At 63.7% G+C, this 18,926-nt stretch carries 21 protein-coding genes; 6 read left to right on the forward strand and 15 right to left on the reverse strand.

Annotated elements, in window-relative coordinates; all coding sequences use genetic code 11:
* Positions 1–18 precede the first annotated feature (18 nt).
* From GU927_RS19380 to GU927_RS19400, 5 genes are read right to left on the reverse strand one after another with little or no spacing between them, the layout of a single operon-like run.
* A complete protein-coding gene (locus tag GU927_RS19380; RefSeq protein ID WP_161764108.1) occupies positions 19–1,329 on the reverse strand; it encodes a S49 family peptidase in 1,311 nt (436 codons plus the stop codon).
* A complete protein-coding gene (locus tag GU927_RS19385; protein WP_161764057.1) occupies positions 1,329–2,840 on the reverse strand; it encodes a phage portal protein in 1,512 nt (503 codons plus the stop codon). Before GU927_RS19385 ends, GU927_RS19380 begins: the two co-directional genes overlap by 1 nt.
* A gap of 2 nt (positions 2,841–2,842) precedes the next feature.
* Positions 2,843–3,058 carry a phage head-tail joining protein gene (locus GU927_RS19390; RefSeq protein WP_161764058.1) on the reverse strand — a complete coding sequence of 72 codons (216 nt, stop codon included), beginning with the start codon at positions 3,056–3,058 and terminating at the stop codon, positions 2,843–2,845.
* Positions 3,058–5,124, reverse strand: coding sequence for a phage terminase large subunit family protein (locus GU927_RS19395; protein WP_161764059.1), 2,067 nt, complete (start codon positions 5,122–5,124; stop codon positions 3,058–3,060). Before GU927_RS19395 ends, GU927_RS19390 begins: the two co-directional genes overlap by 1 nt.
* Complete coding sequence (locus GU927_RS19400; protein ID WP_161764060.1) at positions 5,072–5,608, reverse strand: hypothetical protein; 537 nt, start codon at positions 5,606–5,608, stop codon at positions 5,072–5,074. The genes GU927_RS19395 and GU927_RS19400 overlap by 53 nt, the downstream gene beginning before the upstream one ends.
* A gap of 116 nt (positions 5,609–5,724) precedes the next feature.
* Between GU927_RS19400 and GU927_RS19405 the strand changes: the two genes are divergently transcribed.
* Both GU927_RS19405 and GU927_RS19410 read left to right on the forward strand, forming a co-directional pair.
* Positions 5,725–5,952 (forward strand): hypothetical protein, encoded by a 228-nt coding sequence (locus GU927_RS19405; RefSeq protein ID WP_161764061.1) that lies wholly within the window; start codon positions 5,725–5,727, stop codon positions 5,950–5,952.
* Positions 5,953–6,047: 95 nt separating this feature from the next.
* The gene (locus GU927_RS19410; RefSeq protein ID WP_161764062.1) at positions 6,048–6,608 is read left to right on the forward strand and encodes a DUF3489 domain-containing protein; all 561 of its coding nucleotides are present in this window, start codon (positions 6,048–6,050) and stop codon (positions 6,606–6,608) included.
* Positions 6,609–6,654: 46 nt separating this feature from the next.
* On the opposite strand, the gene GU927_RS19415 is transcribed toward GU927_RS19410, so the two are convergent.
* From GU927_RS19415 to GU927_RS19425, 3 genes are all read right to left on the reverse strand, one after another.
* The gene (locus GU927_RS19415; protein WP_217765732.1) at positions 6,655–7,833 is read right to left on the reverse strand and encodes an NYN domain-containing protein; all 1,179 of its coding nucleotides are present in this window, start codon (positions 7,831–7,833) and stop codon (positions 6,655–6,657) included.
* A 116-nt stretch (positions 7,834–7,949) separates the two neighbouring features.
* Positions 7,950–9,278: a site-specific DNA-methyltransferase gene (locus tag GU927_RS19420; RefSeq protein WP_161764064.1), complete on the reverse strand. Its 1,329-nt coding sequence runs from the start codon at positions 9,276–9,278 to the stop codon at positions 7,950–7,952.
* The gene (locus tag GU927_RS19425) at positions 9,275–10,537 is read right to left on the reverse strand and encodes a site-specific DNA-methyltransferase (protein WP_161764065.1); all 1,263 of its coding nucleotides are present in this window, start codon (positions 10,535–10,537) and stop codon (positions 9,275–9,277) included. Before GU927_RS19425 ends, GU927_RS19420 begins: the two co-directional genes overlap by 4 nt.
* A gap of 728 nt (positions 10,538–11,265) precedes the next feature.
* Here GU927_RS19425 and GU927_RS19430 point away from each other — a divergent pair.
* Positions 11,266–11,628: a hypothetical protein gene (locus tag GU927_RS19430; RefSeq protein WP_161764066.1), complete on the forward strand. Its 363-nt coding sequence runs from the start codon at positions 11,266–11,268 to the stop codon at positions 11,626–11,628.
* Between the two features lie 39 nt (positions 11,629–11,667).
* Here the strand turns inward: GU927_RS19430 and GU927_RS19435 are convergent, their stop codons facing one another.
* From GU927_RS19435 to GU927_RS19460, 6 genes are all read right to left on the reverse strand, one after another.
* Entirely contained in the window at positions 11,668–12,465 is a 798-nt protein-coding gene (locus GU927_RS19435) for a hypothetical protein (protein ID WP_161764067.1), read from the reverse strand.
* 136 nt (positions 12,466–12,601) lie between these two features.
* Entirely contained in the window at positions 12,602–13,204 is a 603-nt protein-coding gene (locus tag GU927_RS19440) for a hypothetical protein (protein WP_232489280.1), read from the reverse strand.
* Positions 13,205–13,266: 62 nt separating this feature from the next.
* Complete coding sequence (locus tag GU927_RS19445; RefSeq protein WP_161764069.1) at positions 13,267–14,277, reverse strand: helix-turn-helix domain-containing protein; 1,011 nt, start codon at positions 14,275–14,277, stop codon at positions 13,267–13,269.
* Positions 14,274–14,669 carry a VRR-NUC domain-containing protein gene (locus GU927_RS19450; RefSeq protein ID WP_161764070.1) on the reverse strand — a complete coding sequence of 132 codons (396 nt, stop codon included), beginning with the start codon at positions 14,667–14,669 and terminating at the stop codon, positions 14,274–14,276. Before GU927_RS19450 ends, GU927_RS19445 begins: the two co-directional genes overlap by 4 nt.
* Positions 14,666–14,935: a hypothetical protein gene (locus GU927_RS19455; RefSeq protein WP_161764071.1), complete on the reverse strand. Its 270-nt coding sequence runs from the start codon at positions 14,933–14,935 to the stop codon at positions 14,666–14,668. The genes GU927_RS19450 and GU927_RS19455 overlap by 4 nt, the downstream gene beginning before the upstream one ends.
* Entirely contained in the window at positions 14,932–15,198 is a 267-nt protein-coding gene (locus GU927_RS19460; RefSeq protein WP_161764072.1) for a helix-turn-helix domain-containing protein, read from the reverse strand. The genes GU927_RS19455 and GU927_RS19460 overlap by 4 nt, the downstream gene beginning before the upstream one ends.
* 75 nt (positions 15,199–15,273) lie before the next feature.
* On the opposite strand from GU927_RS19460, the gene GU927_RS19465 reads away from it, so the two are divergent.
* Positions 15,274–15,504, forward strand: coding sequence for a hypothetical protein (locus GU927_RS19465; protein WP_161764073.1), 231 nt, complete (start codon positions 15,274–15,276; stop codon positions 15,502–15,504).
* A gap of 299 nt (positions 15,505–15,803) precedes the next feature.
* On the forward strand, positions 15,804–17,063 hold the full coding sequence (locus GU927_RS19470) for a tyrosine-type recombinase/integrase (protein WP_161764074.1): 1,260 nt from the start codon (positions 15,804–15,806) through the stop codon (positions 17,061–17,063).
* 13 nt (positions 17,064–17,076) lie between these two features.
* Here GU927_RS19470 and GU927_RS19475 read toward each other — a convergent pair whose 3' ends face one another.
* Complete coding sequence (locus tag GU927_RS19475) at positions 17,077–17,682, reverse strand: hypothetical protein (RefSeq protein ID WP_161764075.1); 606 nt, start codon at positions 17,680–17,682, stop codon at positions 17,077–17,079.
* Between the two features lie 159 nt (positions 17,683–17,841).
* Between GU927_RS19475 and GU927_RS19480 the strand changes: the two genes are divergently transcribed.
* Positions 17,842–18,834, forward strand: coding sequence for a helix-turn-helix transcriptional regulator (locus GU927_RS19480; protein ID WP_161764076.1), 993 nt, complete (start codon positions 17,842–17,844; stop codon positions 18,832–18,834).
* Positions 18,835–18,926: the final 92 nt, after the last annotated feature.

Raw genomic sequence — 18,926 nt, forward strand, 5'->3', positions numbered from 1 at the left:
CAGTGGTCTGCGCCGGGATCAGCGCGAGGCGGCGGCCGACTTTTTCGCGGCCGCGACGATGGGGCTTTCCTTCGCGCCCGCCGCCGGGGCGGTCGCGATGATGCCTGCGGCGTCACTGCGCGCGGCGAGATCGGCCAGCACCTTGGCGCGCAGCGCTTCCGGCTTCACGCTCTTGGCGACCGCATCGGCGGCATCGATCTGGATGCCGAGGCGCGCGGCCTGCGCGCATACCTGCGCGACCTCGGCCGCCTCGGCGCGGATGGCTTCCGGCGACATTGCGGCCGCCGCCGTCTGCGCCGGTGCGATTGCCGTGGGCGCGGCCGGTTCCGGCGGGGTGCTGGCGACGGGCGCGGCCGGAGGCTGCGCATGATCGTCGGGGGCAGTGGTCATCATCGGGCCCTTTCCTCTGGGGGTGGATGTGCCGCGGGGTGCGGCGGCGAAAGCGCGGAAAGCGGTGACGGGATCGGCCACCTCGTCGGCGAGTCCGGCGAAGATGGCCGCCTCACCGCGGAAGACGGCGGCCTCGGTGCCCAGTGCCTGAAGCGTGTCGAGGCGTCGGCCACGACCTTCGGCGACGGTTTCGGCGAAGAGCTGGCGCAGGTCTTCCAACTCGCCTGCGATCCGGTCGCGGACGGCCTTGGGAAGCGGCTGATAGGGGTTCGCATCGACCTTGCGGGCGCCTGCATGGATCAGCGTGACGGCGATGCCCTTCTGGTCCAGCGCCCCGCTCATGTCGCTGTGCATGGCCACGACACCGATGCTGCCGACAGCCCCGGTGCGCGGCAGGATGATCCGGTCGGCCTGGGAGGCCAGCGCATAGGCTGCGGACAGCGCGTGATCCGCGACGAAGGCACGGACTGGCTTCTGCGTCCGAGCGGCCCGGATACGATCCGCGAGGTCAAAGGCCCCCGCGACCTCGCCACCGAAGCTGTCGATATCGAGCGCAATGCCGCGGATGGCAGGATCGGCCAGCGCCGCCTGCAGCTGGGCGGCGATCCCCTCGTAGGAGGTCAGGCCGGAGGATTGCCCGATCCAGGCCCCGCGATGCACCAGCGTGCCCGCGATCTTGATGACCGCGATCCCGTCCACGACGGCAAAAGGTTGGCCGCCGTTTCGCGTCTGGCGGTTGGTCAGGTCGTCGCCGAACAGCGAGCCCCGAGCGGGCAGGGTGGCTGCATACTGATCATCGGCCATGATCTCCAGCCCCTCGACGCTGATTTCCCTGCCGGTGATCCGGGGGCCAAGACCGGTCAGGAAAGTCAGCGCCTTGGCGGGATCGACCATCAGGGGCGTGTTGAAGACGCGCTGGGCGATCTGGGTGTGGTGCATCATCCTTCCTCCGCGGGCCGGGGTGCCCGGTTCTCGCCGTCGTCATCCTGATCGTCGCTGTCCTGCTGTTCCTGCCGCTGGCCCTCGGCATCACCCGGCGCAGCGCCGCCACCCGCCGCCTGTGCGGGCGATCCGGGCCGCCGGAAGTCGAGACCCAGTTCCGCCTCGCGCTTGCGTTCGGCCGCGATTTCCCGGTCGACCTGTTCAGCGTCGTAGCCGCGTTCGGCGATGGCCTGCGTGCGGGATTTCAGGCCTGCTTCGATCTGCAGGATTTCCGCCGCAGCATCCTTGGCCGGGTCGATCCAGTCCCATTTCGTTGGAAGCCAGTCACAGGCGAGGTATTGGCGCCGGTCGGTGGCATATCCCGGCAGGTCGATGGCACCCGCAAAAACCGCGATGTCCATCCAGCGTGTCCAGACAGCGCGGCAGAGCTGATAGACCATGACCGAATGCTGGATGGCCGAGATGCGACGTCGGAAGTCGACGAGGGCAATGCGAGTGTTCGAGAAGTTGCCCTTGGCCGTGTCGCCCGTCAGGTAGCCATAGGGCACGCCCAGCGCCGCGCCGATCTGCAACAGCGTGCGGTACTGAAACGGTTCATATGTCGATCCGGAATCCGGCGTCGATGGCGTGGTCACATCCTCGCCGGGATCGAGCCGCACCACCTGGCCCGGCTCTACTTCGAGATCGTCCTCGGCCGGATCGAGGGCGGTTTCCGGCGCGGGGGAGGTTATGAACATCGCGAACATCGCCGCGGTCTTCTTCCGCTCCAATTCCGCATCGTCGTAGAGATCGAGGGTGAAGAGCTTCACCACGGCCGCGGCAAAACGCGACACCCCGCGCAACTGGCCCGCTTCGACCGGGTCGAGGATGTGGATGACCTCGGACGCGGGCACGCGCACGGTTTCACCCACCAGCCCCGGATCAGTCATGTCGCCCGGATGGCGGCGCAGGAAGTGATACGCCACGCGCCGCCCGATCCCGTCGAACTCGATGCCTTGGCGGATTGATCCGGAACCCGGCAGAACGCGGGTCATGTCCTGGGGCAGCATTTCCGAGGGCAGCATCTGCAGCTGCATTGGCACGGTCAGCCCATCCTCGGGACGCCGGGTGCGGATGCGCAGGAAGACCTCACCCGCCAGAAACACCTCGCGGGCTGCCCTGCGCTGGAGGCCGAAAAAGTCGGTCAGCCCCTCTGCGTCCGCCTCGTCGGTCCAGGCAAGCCATAGCTTCTGCAGCTCCTCTTTCTTGCCGGGATCGGCGATTTTCGACGAGGGCTTGATCCCGTCGCCAACGACATGGTTGGCAAAGGCGTCGACGGCGTTCGCCGCATAGCCGTTGTTGCGCACGAGCCAGCGCGCCCGGGCGGTGATGGTCTCGCCCGAGGCGGCGATCAGCGTGTTCACATGCGCCCGGGTGGCCCGGAACCCGCGCATGCGGCGGTGCGACTGCGCCGCGTCAAACCCGCCGATGATCGAGCCGAGGCGCGCGCGGAAGGCGTCGAGCACCATGGTCACAGACCCTTGGTGGCCACGGTGCCCCAGCGACGGCGGCGGGCAGACGTGCCGCTGGTGGTGGCAATGCGGGCTTCCAGATCGCGAATGGCCGCGGCCAGTTCGGCATCCGAGCCATAGGTCACCGTCTTGCCGTCATAGCTGAGGCTGCGCAGCCCTGCGAAGCGGGCTTCCTGCAGCGCGGTCAGCAGGGCCTGCATGCGTTCCAGGTCCATCAGTCCCTCATGAAGTTCGGGGTGTAGGCCCGCCGTCTCCGGCGTGGCGTGGTCAGGGTTCCGGCCTTGGGTTGGGCCGGGTCTTGTTTGGCGATGTCGGTTGCGGTGGCCGTGGGCATGCGCGTTTCCACGCCCGCCTGCGCCTCGAGCCGCCGCCAGGTGGCGTCGTCCCACCGGTCGGCACCAAGGATCCACGCCGCGGCACGGGCATAGACCCGGCAGTCCAGCGCCTCGTTCCGCTCGCGCATCTTCTGCCATTCCTGATGGGCATAGCCGCGCTTGTTGCGGATCGTGACCAGCTGCTCGGCCACCAGCTGTTTCAGCCATTCGGTGTCGGCCCAGCTTGGGATGTGCACGGTTCCTGGCGCATCGAGAACGCCCAGCGCGCGATCCTCGTCACTCGGCCGTTCGATCCGCAGGAACCGGTAGGTCTCCGTCTTGAAGGTCGCTGTCGCCACCGACCAGAGCCGCGCGCCGCGGCGCAGGCGTTTCCCGCCGATCGTGGCATCGACATAGGTCGGGCCAGACACGGGTGCCGAACGGTTGAACCCTTCGAGGCCCTTCAGCGGCGCCACCTGTTCGAAGCCGACCTTGCGCGACCAGGCATAGACGGCCGCCGCCTCATAGCCGGTGTCGATGCCAAGCCGTGCCACGGTCATGAAGGCGCCGTTGGCATGTTGCCACGACCGGCCGAGCAGCTCCGTCAACTTGTCCCAGGCGGCCGGATCGTCAGGCCCGCCGGGAATGACGATGTGATCGACAAGCCAGCTTTCCATGCCCCGGCCCCAGGCCCAGATGTCGACCTCGATCCGGTCCTTCTGGACGTCGGCCCCGGCCGTCAGGAACAGCCCGGCCATTGGCACGGTGCCGGGCTTCCAGGATTCCCGCCTATCTGCCAGCCGCTGCCAATCCGGCGCATCGCCGCTTTCGACCCATGTCTCGCCCAAGAGCGTGTTGCGCGCGGCGCGCAACGTCTCGTCCGACCCCTGGGCCGCCAGCCATTCCCGCGCCACGTCGGACCAGCTTTTCCACCCGAGCGGCGAATAGAGCGCCGAGAGGTGGAAGCCGATGGCCTTCGGATCCCTGGAAACCGCTGTCGGTCGCCATTCGCCGCGGGCTAGCATCTCGGTCTTGTGATGCTCGGCGATGGTACGTTCGCAGCCTTCGCAGTGATAGGCGGCGGTTTCCGGCTTTCCCTTCGCCCAGCGCAGTCGGTCGAACTGAAGCCATTGCATCGCCCCGCAATGCGGGCATGGGACGAAGTAGCGCCTCTGGTCCGATGCCTCGAACTCGCGCTCGATCCGCGACAGCCCCCGGATCGTGGGCGTCGAGACCATGAACACCTTGCGCCGGTGCGAGAAGGTCGTGGTCCGCGCCTCGGCCAGCGTGACCGGATCGCCTTCCTCGTCGGCCGAGGCCGGATAGGCGTCGACCTCGTCAAGGAACACATAGCGCGCGGGCATCGACCGTAGGCCGGTGGCCGAATTAGCGCCGGTCAGCACCAGGATGCCGCCTGGGAATTCCTTCGACAGCATCGAGTTGCCCGCATCGCGGGATCGGGCGGGGTTGACCCGTTCGCGCAGAGCCGGACTATCCGCGATCAGCGGATCAAGACGGCCCCGCGAGGTGCGCTTCGCCAGTTCCAGGCTCGGCAGCACCGCCAGCATCGGCCCCGGCGCGTGGTGGATGACAAAGCCTATCCAGTTGTTCCCGGCCTCTGTCGCCCCCACCTGCGCGGCTTTCATGAAGGTGATGCGCTGCGCCGGATGGCCGGGCGATAGCGCATCCATGATCTCGCGCAGGTACGGCGCACGGGCCGTGCGATAGCGCCCCGGCTCGGCCGCGCCGCGCGAGGACAGCCAGCGATGCTGATCCGCCCATTCCGAGACCGTCAGGTTCGGATCGGGCCGCATCCCCTGCCGCCAGACCCTCAGCAGGTCCTCGGCGCCGTCGAAGCCGAGGTCGAGACCTGCGGTCAGGTCGATTGGCGTCAGATCGTTTTCATCATCCTCATCATGCAAGCGAGACCCGGAGGTCGGCGAGGGCGTCGAGCTGTTCGCGGACATGGGCTTCCAGCACCCTCTGCATGATCGCGGTCTCGATCGTCACCGATGCCCCGGGTTGCCGTTCCACCTCCGCCATGATCTGCGCCGCCATCAGTGCGGCCACCCGTCCGGGCCAGGTCACCCAGACATCCCGCGCCTCGCGCGCCAGGCGAAATACCAGCGTTTCCGCCCGCGCGCGGTCGACCATCGTGCCCTTCTTTTTCTGGACGGCCAGCTGGCGTTCTTGCGCCGCATAGACCGTGAGCGCCGTTCGGGCCTTGATGTAGGAAGTCGTCTCGCCAGGGCTGCTGGACAATCCGTCACCGCCCAAAGATCGGCGCTGCTGGTCGGGGTCCGTCATCTCGGCCCGCCGCACATCCGAGGCCGCGGCGTTGATCGATCCGTCGTCATGGACCACCAACCGCCCGTTCTTGCGCGCCTTCTGCACCCCGCCGCGGGACAGGCCGGAATGCGCCGCATACTCGCGTTCGCTCATACCTTTCATAGCGCAAATAATCCAATCAAGCCAATGATATCGCTTGGTATTCAGTTGATTGGAGGGCGCGACAGAGCGAGTCTGATCGTAAGGAAACGATGCAACTCACCAAAGGATGCCCCGCCATGACCCGCCGCACCGCCCGGCCGAACGACAAAGCCCTCGACGCCTTCATCGCTGCCAAGGCCGAGATCGACATCATGCTGGAGCGCCTGAAGGCCCTGAGCGATGACCATTTCGAGACCCACCCCGACGAGATCAACTGGGGCAATGTCGGCACCCTGAAGCACTACGCGGGCCTGCTACGCCAGATCACCGACAGCGCTTTCAAGGAAGGCGAACACGCCGACTGACGCGCCCACCCGGCGCAACGGCCGCCCCGTCCGACGACGGGGCTTGCCTCCGTAGACGGCGCGCACACCGCGCGCCACAGCGCCCGGAGGCCCCGATGACCACCCCGTCCGACACTCAATCCCTGATCCTGTCCCGCGCCGCGAACCGGCCCGGCAACCTCGCCCTGCCGCTGCCCGAAGGGCTGGTCGGCGCCGCCGCCAAGATGGTCGTCGGCAAGATGATCGCCCGCGGCTGGCTCGAAGAGGTCGAGGCGAACCTGCGCCGCAATGAGCCGATGTGGCGCGAGACCGGCGACGGCCACGGCACCACGCTGATCGCGACAGAGGCCGGGCTGGAGGCCGTCGGGATCGAGCCGCTGGCGGCCAGCGCCGTCACCAGTGCGCGGAAGGCGAAGGCAAAGGCGGCACCCGCGGAATCGCCTGACGACACCGCCACCGCGAAACCCGTCGCCATCCGCGCAGGCACCAAGCAGGCCCAGATCATCGCCATGCTCCAGCGTCCCGAGGGGGCATCCATCGCCGAGATCGTCGCAGCGACGTCTTGGCAAGCTCACACCGCGAGAGGGGCCATTTCCGGGGCGCTGAAGAAGAAACTCGGCCTGCCGATTACCGCCGAGAAGGTCGAGGGCAGGGGGACCGTGTATCGGCTCCCCTGACTGCGGTTGGAGTTTCGAATGGATCGAACGCGATTGGATTTCTTGATTATTTCAAAGGTCGATAGAGCGAAAAAGAGGCCCGCCCATCAGCTTGGATATTTGGAACGAGATGAAAGTCATTCAGACTGTTGTGAAGGCCGCACAAAGCTGAGAACTCGGTTTCAGAAAGTGTAAAAATCGCTTGTGTCGTGATTCCGTTAAGTGAACCCGAGCAGGCCTCGATCACAATCTTCATGGGCCAAGACGGGTCGAAGCAACCTCGCAGGAAGTTATCTCCAAGCTCCTTGAACTTTTTAGCTATTCTGTCTGTAGTCAGGAACTTTGCTAGATCTGCATGGAAGGTCCGAATGCCAAAATCGCGAGCGCGATCATGTAGCGGCATGAAATCTTGATCCGAAGAAACTACGCAAACTGAATCCGCCTCGTAGTTATAGAGTGCGTCCATGGCTCGAATGACTATTCGAGTGTCGACCTCCTTCTCGTCAAAGAACATCAATCCTTTTGGCCCAACATAGTAATTGAAGAAGCCTTGCTCTGACTTGGAATACTCCGGATTCGCCTTCAATTTCTCTACAAAGTCGTCGTACGCAGAGTAATCGCGTTCAAAAAGATGATTCGCTAAGACGCCCGTCTCAGCTTTCTTCAACTGCTGCATCGCCAATGTGCTGCCCGCCTTCGCCTCCTTACGCAGTTGCCACTCAATTTGATCGAGCGGTGCGGGGGCGTAAAAGATCTCGAACTGTGGGATGAACTTCACATAGGTCGATTTTGGTTGCAGTGGTATTGACCCGCCGGGCTCCGCTTGCCCGATGCTCTGCAAGACGCTTTCGAAGTCCTTGAATGGTCCGTCTGTGGACTGAAGGATGCGCTGCTTAATGCGGTCGAATACATCAAGAATTTGAAAAGTAGCAAAGCGGCTGAGAACAAGCCCACCTTCGATAGGGAATTCCTGGCTGCGGAGCCATTTATGGAGCCCGAGGTACATGCCCTGAAGATCAACCAGAACCAGCACTCTGTGAGTCTCAAGCTTGGCGCCCACATGCTTGATCGCCTGTTCCGCGAATACTTCCTGTGCCGCGCGATGTTTTGTCCAGTTTTCCGGTGTAATTTTCTCAGCCGGAAAGTCCATCCGCTCTGGGTTTCGGTCGCCAAAATTGCCAATCATCGCGTCATCCGGTCTTTCTTCTTCTTGCCCATAGCTCGCCCTGATGAGATCAACCGGCATCTTGGCGCATGGGATTCGTAAGATCAACGAACGCAAGCACTTTTCCGTTGATCTTGATACCGATGAGTTGCTCAACAACAGGGATAGGGAAAGCGTGCGGCTCATGCGCCACTAGTTCAGCTGACCACAATCTCGGCCTTCCGCCCCGTCGCCATCTCCCACCGCCGCACCGCGACGTCACAATAGACCGGGTCCAGTTCCACCGCGCAGCAGCGCCGCCCGGTGCGTTCCGCGGCGATCAATTGGGTTCCGGAGCCGCAGAAAGGTTCGAAAACCAGGTCGCCGGGATCGGAGAAGGCCTCCAGCACGGCCTCGACCAGCGCCACGGGGAACACGGCCGGGTGCGATCCGGCGGCGCCCAGCCCGCCCTTGTGGCGCATGATACGGAAGACGCTGTCCGGGATGCGGTGGCTCTGGATCGCGTTGCCGGTGCCGGTCTTGCGATGAACCGTGCCGTCCGCCCCGCGCAGGCCACCACCGCCCAGCGTTTCGCCCGCGTGCTTGCTTTCGACCGTCTTGTTCGGCTTTCGCGGGTGGCGGTTGAAGTGGAAGATGAACTCGTGCGACGGCGCCAGGCGGCCGTTCCAGTCACCGGGCAGGCCGGGCCCCTGGTCCCAGATGTACCAGCCGAAGCGCCGCCAGCCCTGCGCGCGCATCCAGTCAACCCAGCGCTCCCAATAGGGGAGCCATTCACCGTCGCGGTGGACGAGGCCGAGGTTCACCAGCAGCTGGGCATCGGCAGTGACCGGCGCTGCGGCAAGTATGCCCTGCATCAGTGCATCCCAATCGCCGACCTTTTCCTTAGCCGCGCCATAGTCGCGCTGCTGCGCGTAGGGCGGTGAGGTGAACAGAAGCGAGGCCTGCGCGCCATCCATCAGCCGCGCCACCACACCCGGGTCGGTCGCATCGCCGCATATCAGCCGGTGATCGCCCAGCGCCCAGATATCGCCGGGGCGGGTGATCGGGTCAGCCGGAGCGTCAGGGATGGTGTCGGCGGTGTCATCGTCGATGGACGTACGGTCGTCGGTATCGTGCAGCAGCGCGTCCAGTTCGTCCTCGGGGATGCCGATCAGCCCGAGGTCGAAATCCTCGGCCAGCAGCCCACGCAGTTCCTCGAGGAGGAGCGACTCGTCCCACCCGCCCAGTTCGGTCAGTTTGTTGTCGGCGATGCGATAGGCGCGCCGCTGTGCCTCGGTCAGATGGCCGAGCACGATCACCGGCGCCTCGGCCAGCCCTAGCTTGGCCGCGGCCAGGACCCGGCCATGGCCTGCGATCAGCTCGCCGTCGCCTGCGACGAGGCAAGGGACGGTCCAGCCGAATTCGGCCATGCTGGCGGCAATCTTTGCCACTTGATCGGCATCGTGGGTCTTGGCGTTGCGGGCATAGGGACGGAGGCGGGACAGCGGCCAATGTTCGATCCGGCCGGGCAGGAGGGGCGCGGTCATGCTGCGAGCCGCTTCGCCTTCAGCGCGGCGAAACTCTCGCCGGTTTCCGTCAGCACCGCCTCCTGGCCGGTGAAGGACTGCCAGCGCTCGATGGCGACATCGACATAGGCCGGGTTCAACTCGACTCCGAGGCAGATCCGGCCCGTGGTTTCCGCCGCGATCAGGGTGGTGCCGGATCCCATGAATGGTTCATAGACCGCCTGACCTGGGCTGGAATTGTTCAGGATCGGCCGTCGCATGCATTCGACCGGCTTCTGGGTGCCGTGCACGGTGTCGGCGTCCTGATCCCGGTTGGCGATCTGCCACAGCGTGGTCTGCTTGCGGTCCCCGGCCCAGTGCCCCTTGCCCTTGGCGCGCACCGCATACCAGCAGGGTTCGTGCTGCCAGTGGTAGTCGCCGCGGCTGAGAACCAGGCGGTCCTTCGCCCAGATGATCTGCGACCGGATGGCGAAGCCCGCGGCCGCCAGGCTATCGGCAACGGTCGCCGCATGCAGGGCACCGTGCCAGACATAGGCAACGTCGCCGGGGAATAGCGCCCATGCCTCGCGCCAGTCGGCACGGTCGTCGTTCAGCACCTTGCCGGTGCGTTTCGTCTTCGCGGCCCCGGCGGCATTGCGCCAGGAGGGATCGTATTCGACGCCATAGGGCGGGTCGGTGACCATCAGCAGGGGGCGCACATCACCGAGCAGCCGCCCCACGACATCGGCCGCGGTGCTGTCGCCGCAGATCAGCCGATGCGCGCCCAGCTGCCAAACGTCGCCCAGCACGGACACCGGTGTGACCGTCAATTCCGGAACGTCGTCCTCGCCCTCGACCGGACCATCGCCGCCCAGCGCCTCCGGATCCCGCAGCAGTGCTTCGAGGTCATCATCGCTGATGCCGAGCAGGGTCAGGTCGAAATCCTCGGCCAACAGCCCCGCGATCTCGTCGCGCAGCAGGGCCTCGTCCCATTCGCCCAGCTCCGTCAGCTTGTTGTCGGCGATGCGGTAGGCCCGGCGTTCCGCCTCGTCGAGATGGCTGAGCCGGATCACCGGCACTTCCGTCAGGCCGAGCATGGTCGCAGCCAGCACCCGGCCATGGCCCGCGATCAGTTCGCCGTCGTCGGCCACCATGCAAGGCACGGTCCAGCCGAACTTGGCCATGCTGGCGGCGATCTTCGCCACCTGATCGTCGCCATGCATCTTGGCATTGCGGGCATAGGGGCGCAGCCGGGCAATCGGCCAGGACTCTACCTGGCTCGGCGCGAAGACGAGGTCCATGGGATGGGGCTCGGGATGTGGGGGAGGGGAAACGAAAAGCGCCCGAAAGGGGGTTCCTCCGGGCGCAATTCTTCGATGATCAAGGGGTAGGTCAATGGGGGCAGGTCTGTCAACCCGAAAAGTGAAGCGGTTTCAACAGCTTCTGATGAATTGGCTTTCCGGGGTGGCTTCCCGCCACCCGGCTTCCCCAGAGGTGGCTTCCCTGGCTTCCCGCCGGGAATCCACCCCGGCCAGATCGTGATTCCGCAAGCCGCTGATCTGACTCAGGAATTCCGGCATCAGCGCGCAAGGTGGCTTCCGCCTGGCTTCCCCGGTGAAAATGCCTCACGCAAGCGAACCGCCGCGCTGCGCCCCCCCGTATACGAAGGGGCTCTGGGAGGAACCATGCCGGGGGGGCGAGCCGAAGAACACATGAAGTAAGCGTTCGCCCGCCCGGTGGGATCAAGAGGAAGTGGGTTCAAGTGATGTGCCGGCTGCCGATCATCTTGACGTATTTCATGCCTGACCGCGATCGTTCGTTGCTCTACCACTCATGGCCCTGAGTCATGCTGTGACCGCTCAGATGTCTACCGCTGCTGTTTTGGGCGGGGTTAGACGCGGAACTCTAGGACTTGGTGGTCGATTTTGCTGGACGACCGCATTAGCATTCCAAGATCTAAAGCAGTCAAACAGACATCATGCCGCCTCAGCTCATCAGTTTTCAGCAGGTCCGTGGGTCATGGATCGCCATGGCTGCCACTGACCGTGATGCCAAGCTCGTGGGCCACACTCGTCTGCCCGTCATCAGGGATTTCGAAAACGGGGATTTCGCCTGGTCGCGAGTGGGAGTGGTGGTGCGCGTGACGCCTGAAACTTCCAAGGACCAGAAGTCGCCAAGCTGGTGGATGCTCGACCGTAACACCGAATGGCGTTCACTTCTTGAAGCGGCAACGCCCACGCTGATCCGCAAAGGAACAGGCAGCGATAGCGGCTTCGGTGACAACTCGGTGGGTCGGAAAATCGGGCTGTTCGTGCCTGCGCTCGTCACTATCACGCCCGCGTTGCTGGAGCTGCGCTTCGAAACACGGCTGCCATTTGTTCTGAGCCAGTGAGGCCAAACAGCGGTAGTGGTTGTAAGCGCAGGTCGCAGTTTACGACGTCATCTCATAGGCCTTTTGGAAGGCGCGCTCATACTCATCGTTGAGCCTCTGCAGATCGGTCAGTATTGCCCGCATGCTGGTAACGGCTTCGATGCTTTCGGTTATCTGGTCGAGCCGGGCATTGATTGAATCACCGTCGCTCTTCAGCCGAAGCCATGCGTTCGCATAGCTTGCCTCGAGAGCAGTGACATCCTCTTTTGCGGCTTTGAGTTCCTCCATGCGCTCGATGAACTCATCGTTTTCCTTTTCCAACGCCGATTTTTTTTCGAGTGCGCCTTCCCGCAGTTGATCTTGGTAGGCTCGATATCCGGCGATAGCCTCACTGATCTTAGTCAACGCGTCCCGAGACTTGTAGAGCGCGCTGAGGCTTGCAGGGTCCAAGCCTCCGACCCTGTGTTTCTCGACCAGGCGCGTTAGCTCTTTTTCGTATGTCTCGCTGAGCAGTGGGATCAGGTGCATCTTGCTCTCGACGCTCTTCCACGCATTTTCCCGTTCGAGATTCTCTAGGGTCGCAGCAACTTCCTGTTTGTAGAGATTGTTCGTCTCGACCTGCTCGTGAAGCTGTTGGGCCTGCATGAAGATCGCTACCACAATTGCTGCCAAGGCAACTCCCGTGAACAAGCTGTTCAAAATGCCGAAGGTGTCGCCGACCGACGCCAGGGTGTTCAGCTCTCCTGGCAGAATGCTGCCGGGCATCAATCCAGTCACGACAGCAAGTAGGAAGCCTGTCCAGATTGCAAAGATCACTGCGATTGCCACGCAGAGCGCCAAAATGTGTCCTTTTTGCATTCGCGATCTACCCTGTTCCCCCGCTTCGACATTTACTACCGATTTCCTCTGATTTGGTCGAGCGCATCGAGTGCGACGCGCTCTCGGGCGAGAATGTCCGCGATGGTCTCGTTCCAGATGACAGGCTTCGAAGTGATCAACGCCAGGGCCGTGTTTTTGGCATCGTCGGCATGACTTCGAGATCTCGCAGCATTGCGCCACTGCGCAAACCGTCCCGTACCCAGTCCAGCGCCCGCCACCAGTCGTCATATGCCCGCCGTGCAGCTTCAATTTGCTGAGGATGGGGTGAGAACGTCACCTGGCACGCCAGCACCTCCACCGTTCGCCACTTTCCACGCGACAAGACGCGCTCTGTCCCGACGACAATGGTGGTAGCCCGCTCCCCGTGCTGGTTCCGCTTCGTCTCAACCGGCACGCAACGTGGCGCCGCCCCCGGCATCCAGTCCGGCGTCAGCCCAGCGCGCGCGAGCTCAGCCACGCGGATAGCCATGCGTTTGCCACCGAGGCTGTCTGGCATTCCAGCGACTGTTGCAGCAATGACCTCTGCATCCTCATGGGTGTAGCTACCGATCTTGTACTGGCCGCCGTCGATCTTGCAGCCAAGGATGGCGCGCTGCAGCAAGACGTATTCGAGGCCAAAGCCAAACCCTTGCTCGCGCTCGGGATCGGGCGGCTCGGGCAGCTCAAGCTGGGCATGTTCAATGCGAAATGCCCATTCCAGTGCCTGTTGAACCGACATGGACCGCTTTGGGCGCCCCGACCCAAGATGCCCCGTGCGGGAATGCAAATTCCGATCGTGTTTCATCGGATGCCCCGCTCACGGAGGCGCTCCGCCGTCACCAGCCCGCGGGCAAGCATGGCGTCGCGCATGGAATTCGAGATCGCGCTGACTGGCACGTAGCGATCGGAGTTCACCATCTCGGCATAGAAGACCGGCAGATCCGTGATTGGTCGGGGTTCCTGCGCCGTGGCCGCTTTCGGCTTGCGCCGTATTCGCGAGGCCGCATCCGTCTTGCGCTGGGCGGCGCGCTGCATGACGCGGTCCAAAGCCTTCGGACCGTCGGGGGGCTCGGGGTGTTCCTGCCGCGATGCTTCCGCCGCCTCGAGGATTTCAGCCTCGCTCAGCCTGAGCTCATCCCGCCAGCGCCGGACATGCTCCCGCGGCGGCCAGCCCTGCCACCAGCCGGGCAGGGGGCCGTCAGGATCGAACCCCAGCGCCGTGAGCAGCGATCCGAACAACCCCTCATCGAGGCCGTCACGCGCCTGCGCTCCCTCCTCCTCCTTTACTGGTTTACTTACTGGTTCTCTTACAAGGTTACTGTCCGGATTTCGGACACGGCTCGGGGCATTTTCCGGACACGGCTCGTGGTCAAAATCGGACACGGCTCCGCGTCCGGTTTTCGGACACGGGGTCCGGTTATCCACATGCGATGCCAAAATTTCGGCAGCGTTTTCGGGGATCGCGAAGGGCAGGTCGTCTTGCACGTTGTGGCCATGTCCGGTTTCCGGACACGGGTTTGGCCGATCTTGGGCAAAGCCCGGCTCAAAGGCCAAGATGTAGCGGGTGGGCATCTGCCGCTTGTTGCCAGGATTGAGGCGCTGCACGCGGCGGATCAGGCCCGCCGTCTCGAGCAGGGCGAGATGCTCGTTCAGGGTCGATCGGCTGATTTCGCAGTCCTCAGCCAATTGCTCTTGGGAGGGGAAGCAGCCGAAATCCGGATTGAACCGATCGCAGAGGTGCCAGAGCACGATCTTGGTCGTGGGCTTCAGCCCGCGCTGCTGGATGGCCCAGTTGGTGGCGGCATGGCTCATGGCGCTGGCCTCCTGACAGGAGGCGTCACGCGCGTGGTGAAGCCATGATCCGCCAATGCGCCCAGCGCATCGTCCAGTGATCGTACCAGCGCCCAGCCAAAGCCCTGCGCTGTCACCTCATCACGAAACGCCTCCTGCGCTGGGCTCAGCCGACCCTTGAGGGACTTCAATTCGAGGAAGAGGACGCGCCCAGCGGAAAGCAACATCAGATCGGCAAAGCCAGGATGGACGCCCATGCCGACGAGGATCGCCTGCCGCTTTGCGCCCCGCGGGCCAGCCTCGGTGATCTCGTTTGGGCAATGGTGAATGATCGCGCCTTTGGGCAGCGCAAAACGCAGTGCCGTGACCACGGCACGCTGCAGGTCTGCCTCGGGTGTGCCGCGCCGCTTCATTTGTGGTCCTCCCGCTCGGGTCGGTGACGTTCCACGCGCCCAGGCGACTTGGCATCAAGGACGACCAGCAGGATCCGGGCATCCTCGCGCTCCTCAGGCGTTTCGCCATGCTGGACCAAGACATTGCAGGCCAGCCGGATCAGGTGATCGGAATGGTTCACGACATCGGCCACGACGATGCGTGCCTCGCGCCGTCGATCATCGATCCATTCCTGGCGGGCGCGGTCGCGCGCGCTGGGCTTGCGGAAGGGCAGGGGGATGCTCATCGATGCCCACCCGAGCGCGAGCGGCGCGGCTCACGTACCTCTTGGGCTTCCAACCAGTCGAGGACGGCTGTCCTGCGATAGAGGATCTTCCGTCCAGCCTTCACGAAAGCCGGCCCGCGCCGGGCATCCGCCCAGCGCCGCAGGGTTTCCTCACATACCCCAAGTTCCTGGGCGAGGTCGGTGCGGCTGATCCAGTCCTGCAACAGCGCGCCGTCGCTCCCCCTCGTCTTCGGGGCCTCAGCACTCGTTTCAAGTTGCGTCATCTGCGTTCTCCCGATTGTCGCCCGCTGTGGGCGAATGTCGTGAGCCAGCAGAAACACAGAGGCAGGGGTGGCAGGGTGGCAGTGACCGGCAGTCAAATTGCGGTTGCTGCCACCCCCCGTGCCACCCCCTATTTTATTGATCGGAGCGAAATCCTCGCTGCGGTGCAGCGTGATTTGCAGGTTTTGCAAACCTGGCTGCCCACCATCCTCCACGCCCTATACAAGCCTGATCGATGGAATTTCCCCTCATTCGCCAACATTGGCGGAGTTTCGGCGACATTCAGGGGTGGCAATGGGTGGCAGTGACCGGCAGTGGCTTGCCGGTTTCCGCGCCGGTCTCTGATTTTCTTGGGAAATTGATGCCCAACGCATCCGAGATCGCGCGGTGAAGCGCGCATTGGCCAACTGTCGCCAGCGGGTTGCGCGCGCTCGGTGCGATAATTCTCCCGCAAGGCAGCGGCAGGTGGGTGGCAGCGACGCGGCACAGGGGTGGCACGCCCTCCAGTGTCACTGCCGGTCACTGCCACCCTGCCGGTCAGGGCGCCATGATTACCTTGATAGAGCCGCGAATCTACGCGTCATGAACGGGGAAAGGAGGTGCGTCGATGCCAACACGAGAACGCCTGACTGAGAAACTGGTCCGGGATGCCATCCCCGCCGAGGGACGGGATTACCAGATCTTCGATGACGATATCCGCGGCTTTGCGGTCTGCATATATCGGGGTGGCGGGCGCGCCTTCACCTTCGACTATCGCGTGGCTGGACGCCAGCGCCGGATGACTTTCGGGCGCTGGCCGGAATGGACCGTGACAGCTGCGCGCGACCGCGCACGCGCCTTGCGCCGAGAGGTCGACCTTGGTGGCGACCCGCTTGGCGAACGCGATCAGATCCGCGAGGCGGCACGCGTCAATGACTTGATCGATCGCTATCTCAAGGAGCACTGCGTCCGGCTCGCACCGACGAACGCGTCCGACCAGAAATCCATGATGATGAAACTGGTCGCGCCGCACTGGGGCAAGAAGCTCGTCACAGAAATCACCAAGGCCGATGTCGAGAAGCTCCTCGCGAAGGTCGCGGAGGGCAGGGCGCGGCCCCATAAAGAAAAGCCGAACAATCGCGCTCGCAAGCTTCAACCCGCGCGACCCACGCCCGTGCGGGCAAACCGATTGGGGGAGGCGTTACGGAAGATGTTCAACCTTGCGGTCGAGTGGGAGATGCGCGCCGACAATCCGGCCAGCAGCTTCTATCGTCGGATCGAGAATGCCCGCGAACGCTTCCTGACCAAGGAGGAGATCGATCGGCTGGCCAAGGCGCTGGAGTCCGACGAGGATCAGCGTGCCGCGGGCATCATCCGGATGTGCCTCTTGACCGGTGCTCGAGTTGGCGAGGTCCGCCAGTCGCGCTTTGAGCAGTTCAACCTTGAACTCGGCGTCTGGGCCAAGCCGGCCGCTACCACCAAGCAGCGCAAGGTCCACCGCGTACCGATCTCGGACGAGGTCGCGGCGATTGTGCGCCAGCGCCAGTTGCTGGTGCCAAAGGGCAATCCCTGGCTCTTTCCGGGCGACGTGCCGGGGCAGCCCGTGAAGGAAATCCGGCGGTTCTGGCGGCGCATGCAGGCGACCGCAGAGATTGGGGATGCGCGGATCCACGACCTGCGCCACACCTTCGCCTCGCTCCTCGTCAGCGGTGGGGCGTCGCTCGAGATGATCAGCAAGCTCTTGGGGCACACCCAGATGCAGACGACGCAGCGATACGCCCATTTGCTCGACGCCCCCCTGCGGGCCGGGCTCGATGCCGTGGCCAGTGCAGTCCGCCCACGGCTGAAGGTGGTCCATGATCAGGATGCTGATAGGAAGAGCGCCTGAGGGGCCTTTGCCCTCAGGGCTTTTCTGGCGTCTTAGTCAGTTCCCGCCAGATGGGCGTGATCCGGCGACGGATTGACCGTTCATCTGGCACGTCGTTGCCATCGGAATGTTCCACGAACCATTCCTGCATTTCCGCGACGAGCTCGCCCTGCGACGCGGGGATACCCCGCTCGTGAATGCGCAGCGCAAGGGCCTGCAACATACCCTCCCAATCGTAAGGCGACACCGAGCCCGTGCCGCCGCTTACGCGCCGAAATAGTTCGTTCTTTTCCTCGAAGCGGTGAACATGCTGACCAGAGATCAGCAGGTCTGCCACCGAGACCTCCACGCCTGCGACGGGATCGGTGATTAGCTGCCAGTCTGCTTCGCCTTTCGTGCGGACGCGGCGCAGCCAGGCGGTCTGGGGTCCGGTTCCGCAGCGACGAAACATCGGTAGAATGTCGAAGGCAGAAATGATGACCTCGCCGGCTACGACCTTCTCGCCACACATGGCGGGTGGGATCCCAGTCAGGATGTCGAAATGACCTGCAGCGGACCAGCCGGCGACATCGGCGATGGTGTAGCCCCACCGCGCAGCAACTTCATGGACGGTGTAGAATTCGCGTTTTGGCAGCTTCATGCTTGCTCCTGTTCTGATGCATGTGCCGCCCGCTCAAACGACCGGCACCGGGTTCTATGGAGTGCAAGCGGCCGTCAGCATTCCCCGGAGCCGATTCCGACTCGCTTGCAAAGCGATCCTGCACTAGCGTGGGCGTAAGGACGCTACGTGGAGCCGACTATGGCCTTCCGAAAAGCACAGGAGCTGATCCGGCTGGCCGAGATGGCCGGCTCGCGATACCGCGGCGTATGCTTGAACGACGTCAGTGACGCTTTCGGTGTCAATCAGCGGACCGCCCAGCGCATGATGCGCGAGTTCGAGGAGGCGTTTCCGTCCTACATCTGCTCAACCGACCGCGATCGGCGGCGGTGGTGGAAGCTGAGCGATACGACCTTGATGCACATGCAAGGTGTTCGCGCGAGCGAGCTTTCGGCCCTCGATATGGCCATCAAACGTGCGCAGCACGAAGGCGCAGTCATGGATCTGCGGGGGCTGGTTTCTCTACGCGATCGGCTGCTGGCCAGCATGCCGTCCATTCATGCGCGAAAAACGGAGACTGATGCAGCCGCGATCCTCGAGGCGCAAGGTTTGGCATGTCGGCCCGGGCCGCAGGCAAAGCTTGCCCCCAACATTCTTGGGGCCATCGCCGAGGGCATCAAGGCCCCATTCTCGATGGACATTGTCTATCAAGCCGCTCGAGATCCCGAGCCGCGCGTGCGGAAGGTTGAACCCTATGGACTTCTTCTGGGGACTCGGCAGTATCTGATCGCCAGGGACATCGAGAATGGCCGTGTTTACCGGCGGTACCGCATGGATCGGATCAGCAGCGCCAAGATCACAGGACAGTCCTTCCCCAGGGATCCCGACTTCGACCTCGACGCCTTTGCTGTCCAGGCCTTCGGGTCATACCATTCGGACGACGAGTACGGGCGCGTCGTGTGGAGGTTTGCGCCCAGCGCCGCCGCGGTTGCGCGGGAGTTTGAATTCCATCCGACGCAGCATGTGACCGATGAACCTGATGGCAGCTTGCGAGTCGAGTTCATGGCGTCAGGTTGGATTGAGATGGTTTGGCACCTCTACCAATGGGGCGATCAGGTCGAGGTAGTGGAACCTACAGCCCTCAGAAACCTAACAAAAGATTATGTGCGACGCGACATAACGATACTACCCTGATGCGCAATCGCTTGTGAGGTCCCAAGCTGTGATCGACCGGTCCAGAAATGCCGAAGTAACACGGAAAAATCCTGAGATCCTGAGGCCAACAT

Source organism: Paragemmobacter amnigenus, from assembly GCF_009908265.2.
Classification (GTDB): Bacteria; Pseudomonadota; Alphaproteobacteria; order Rhodobacterales; family Rhodobacteraceae; genus Paragemmobacter; species Paragemmobacter amnigenus.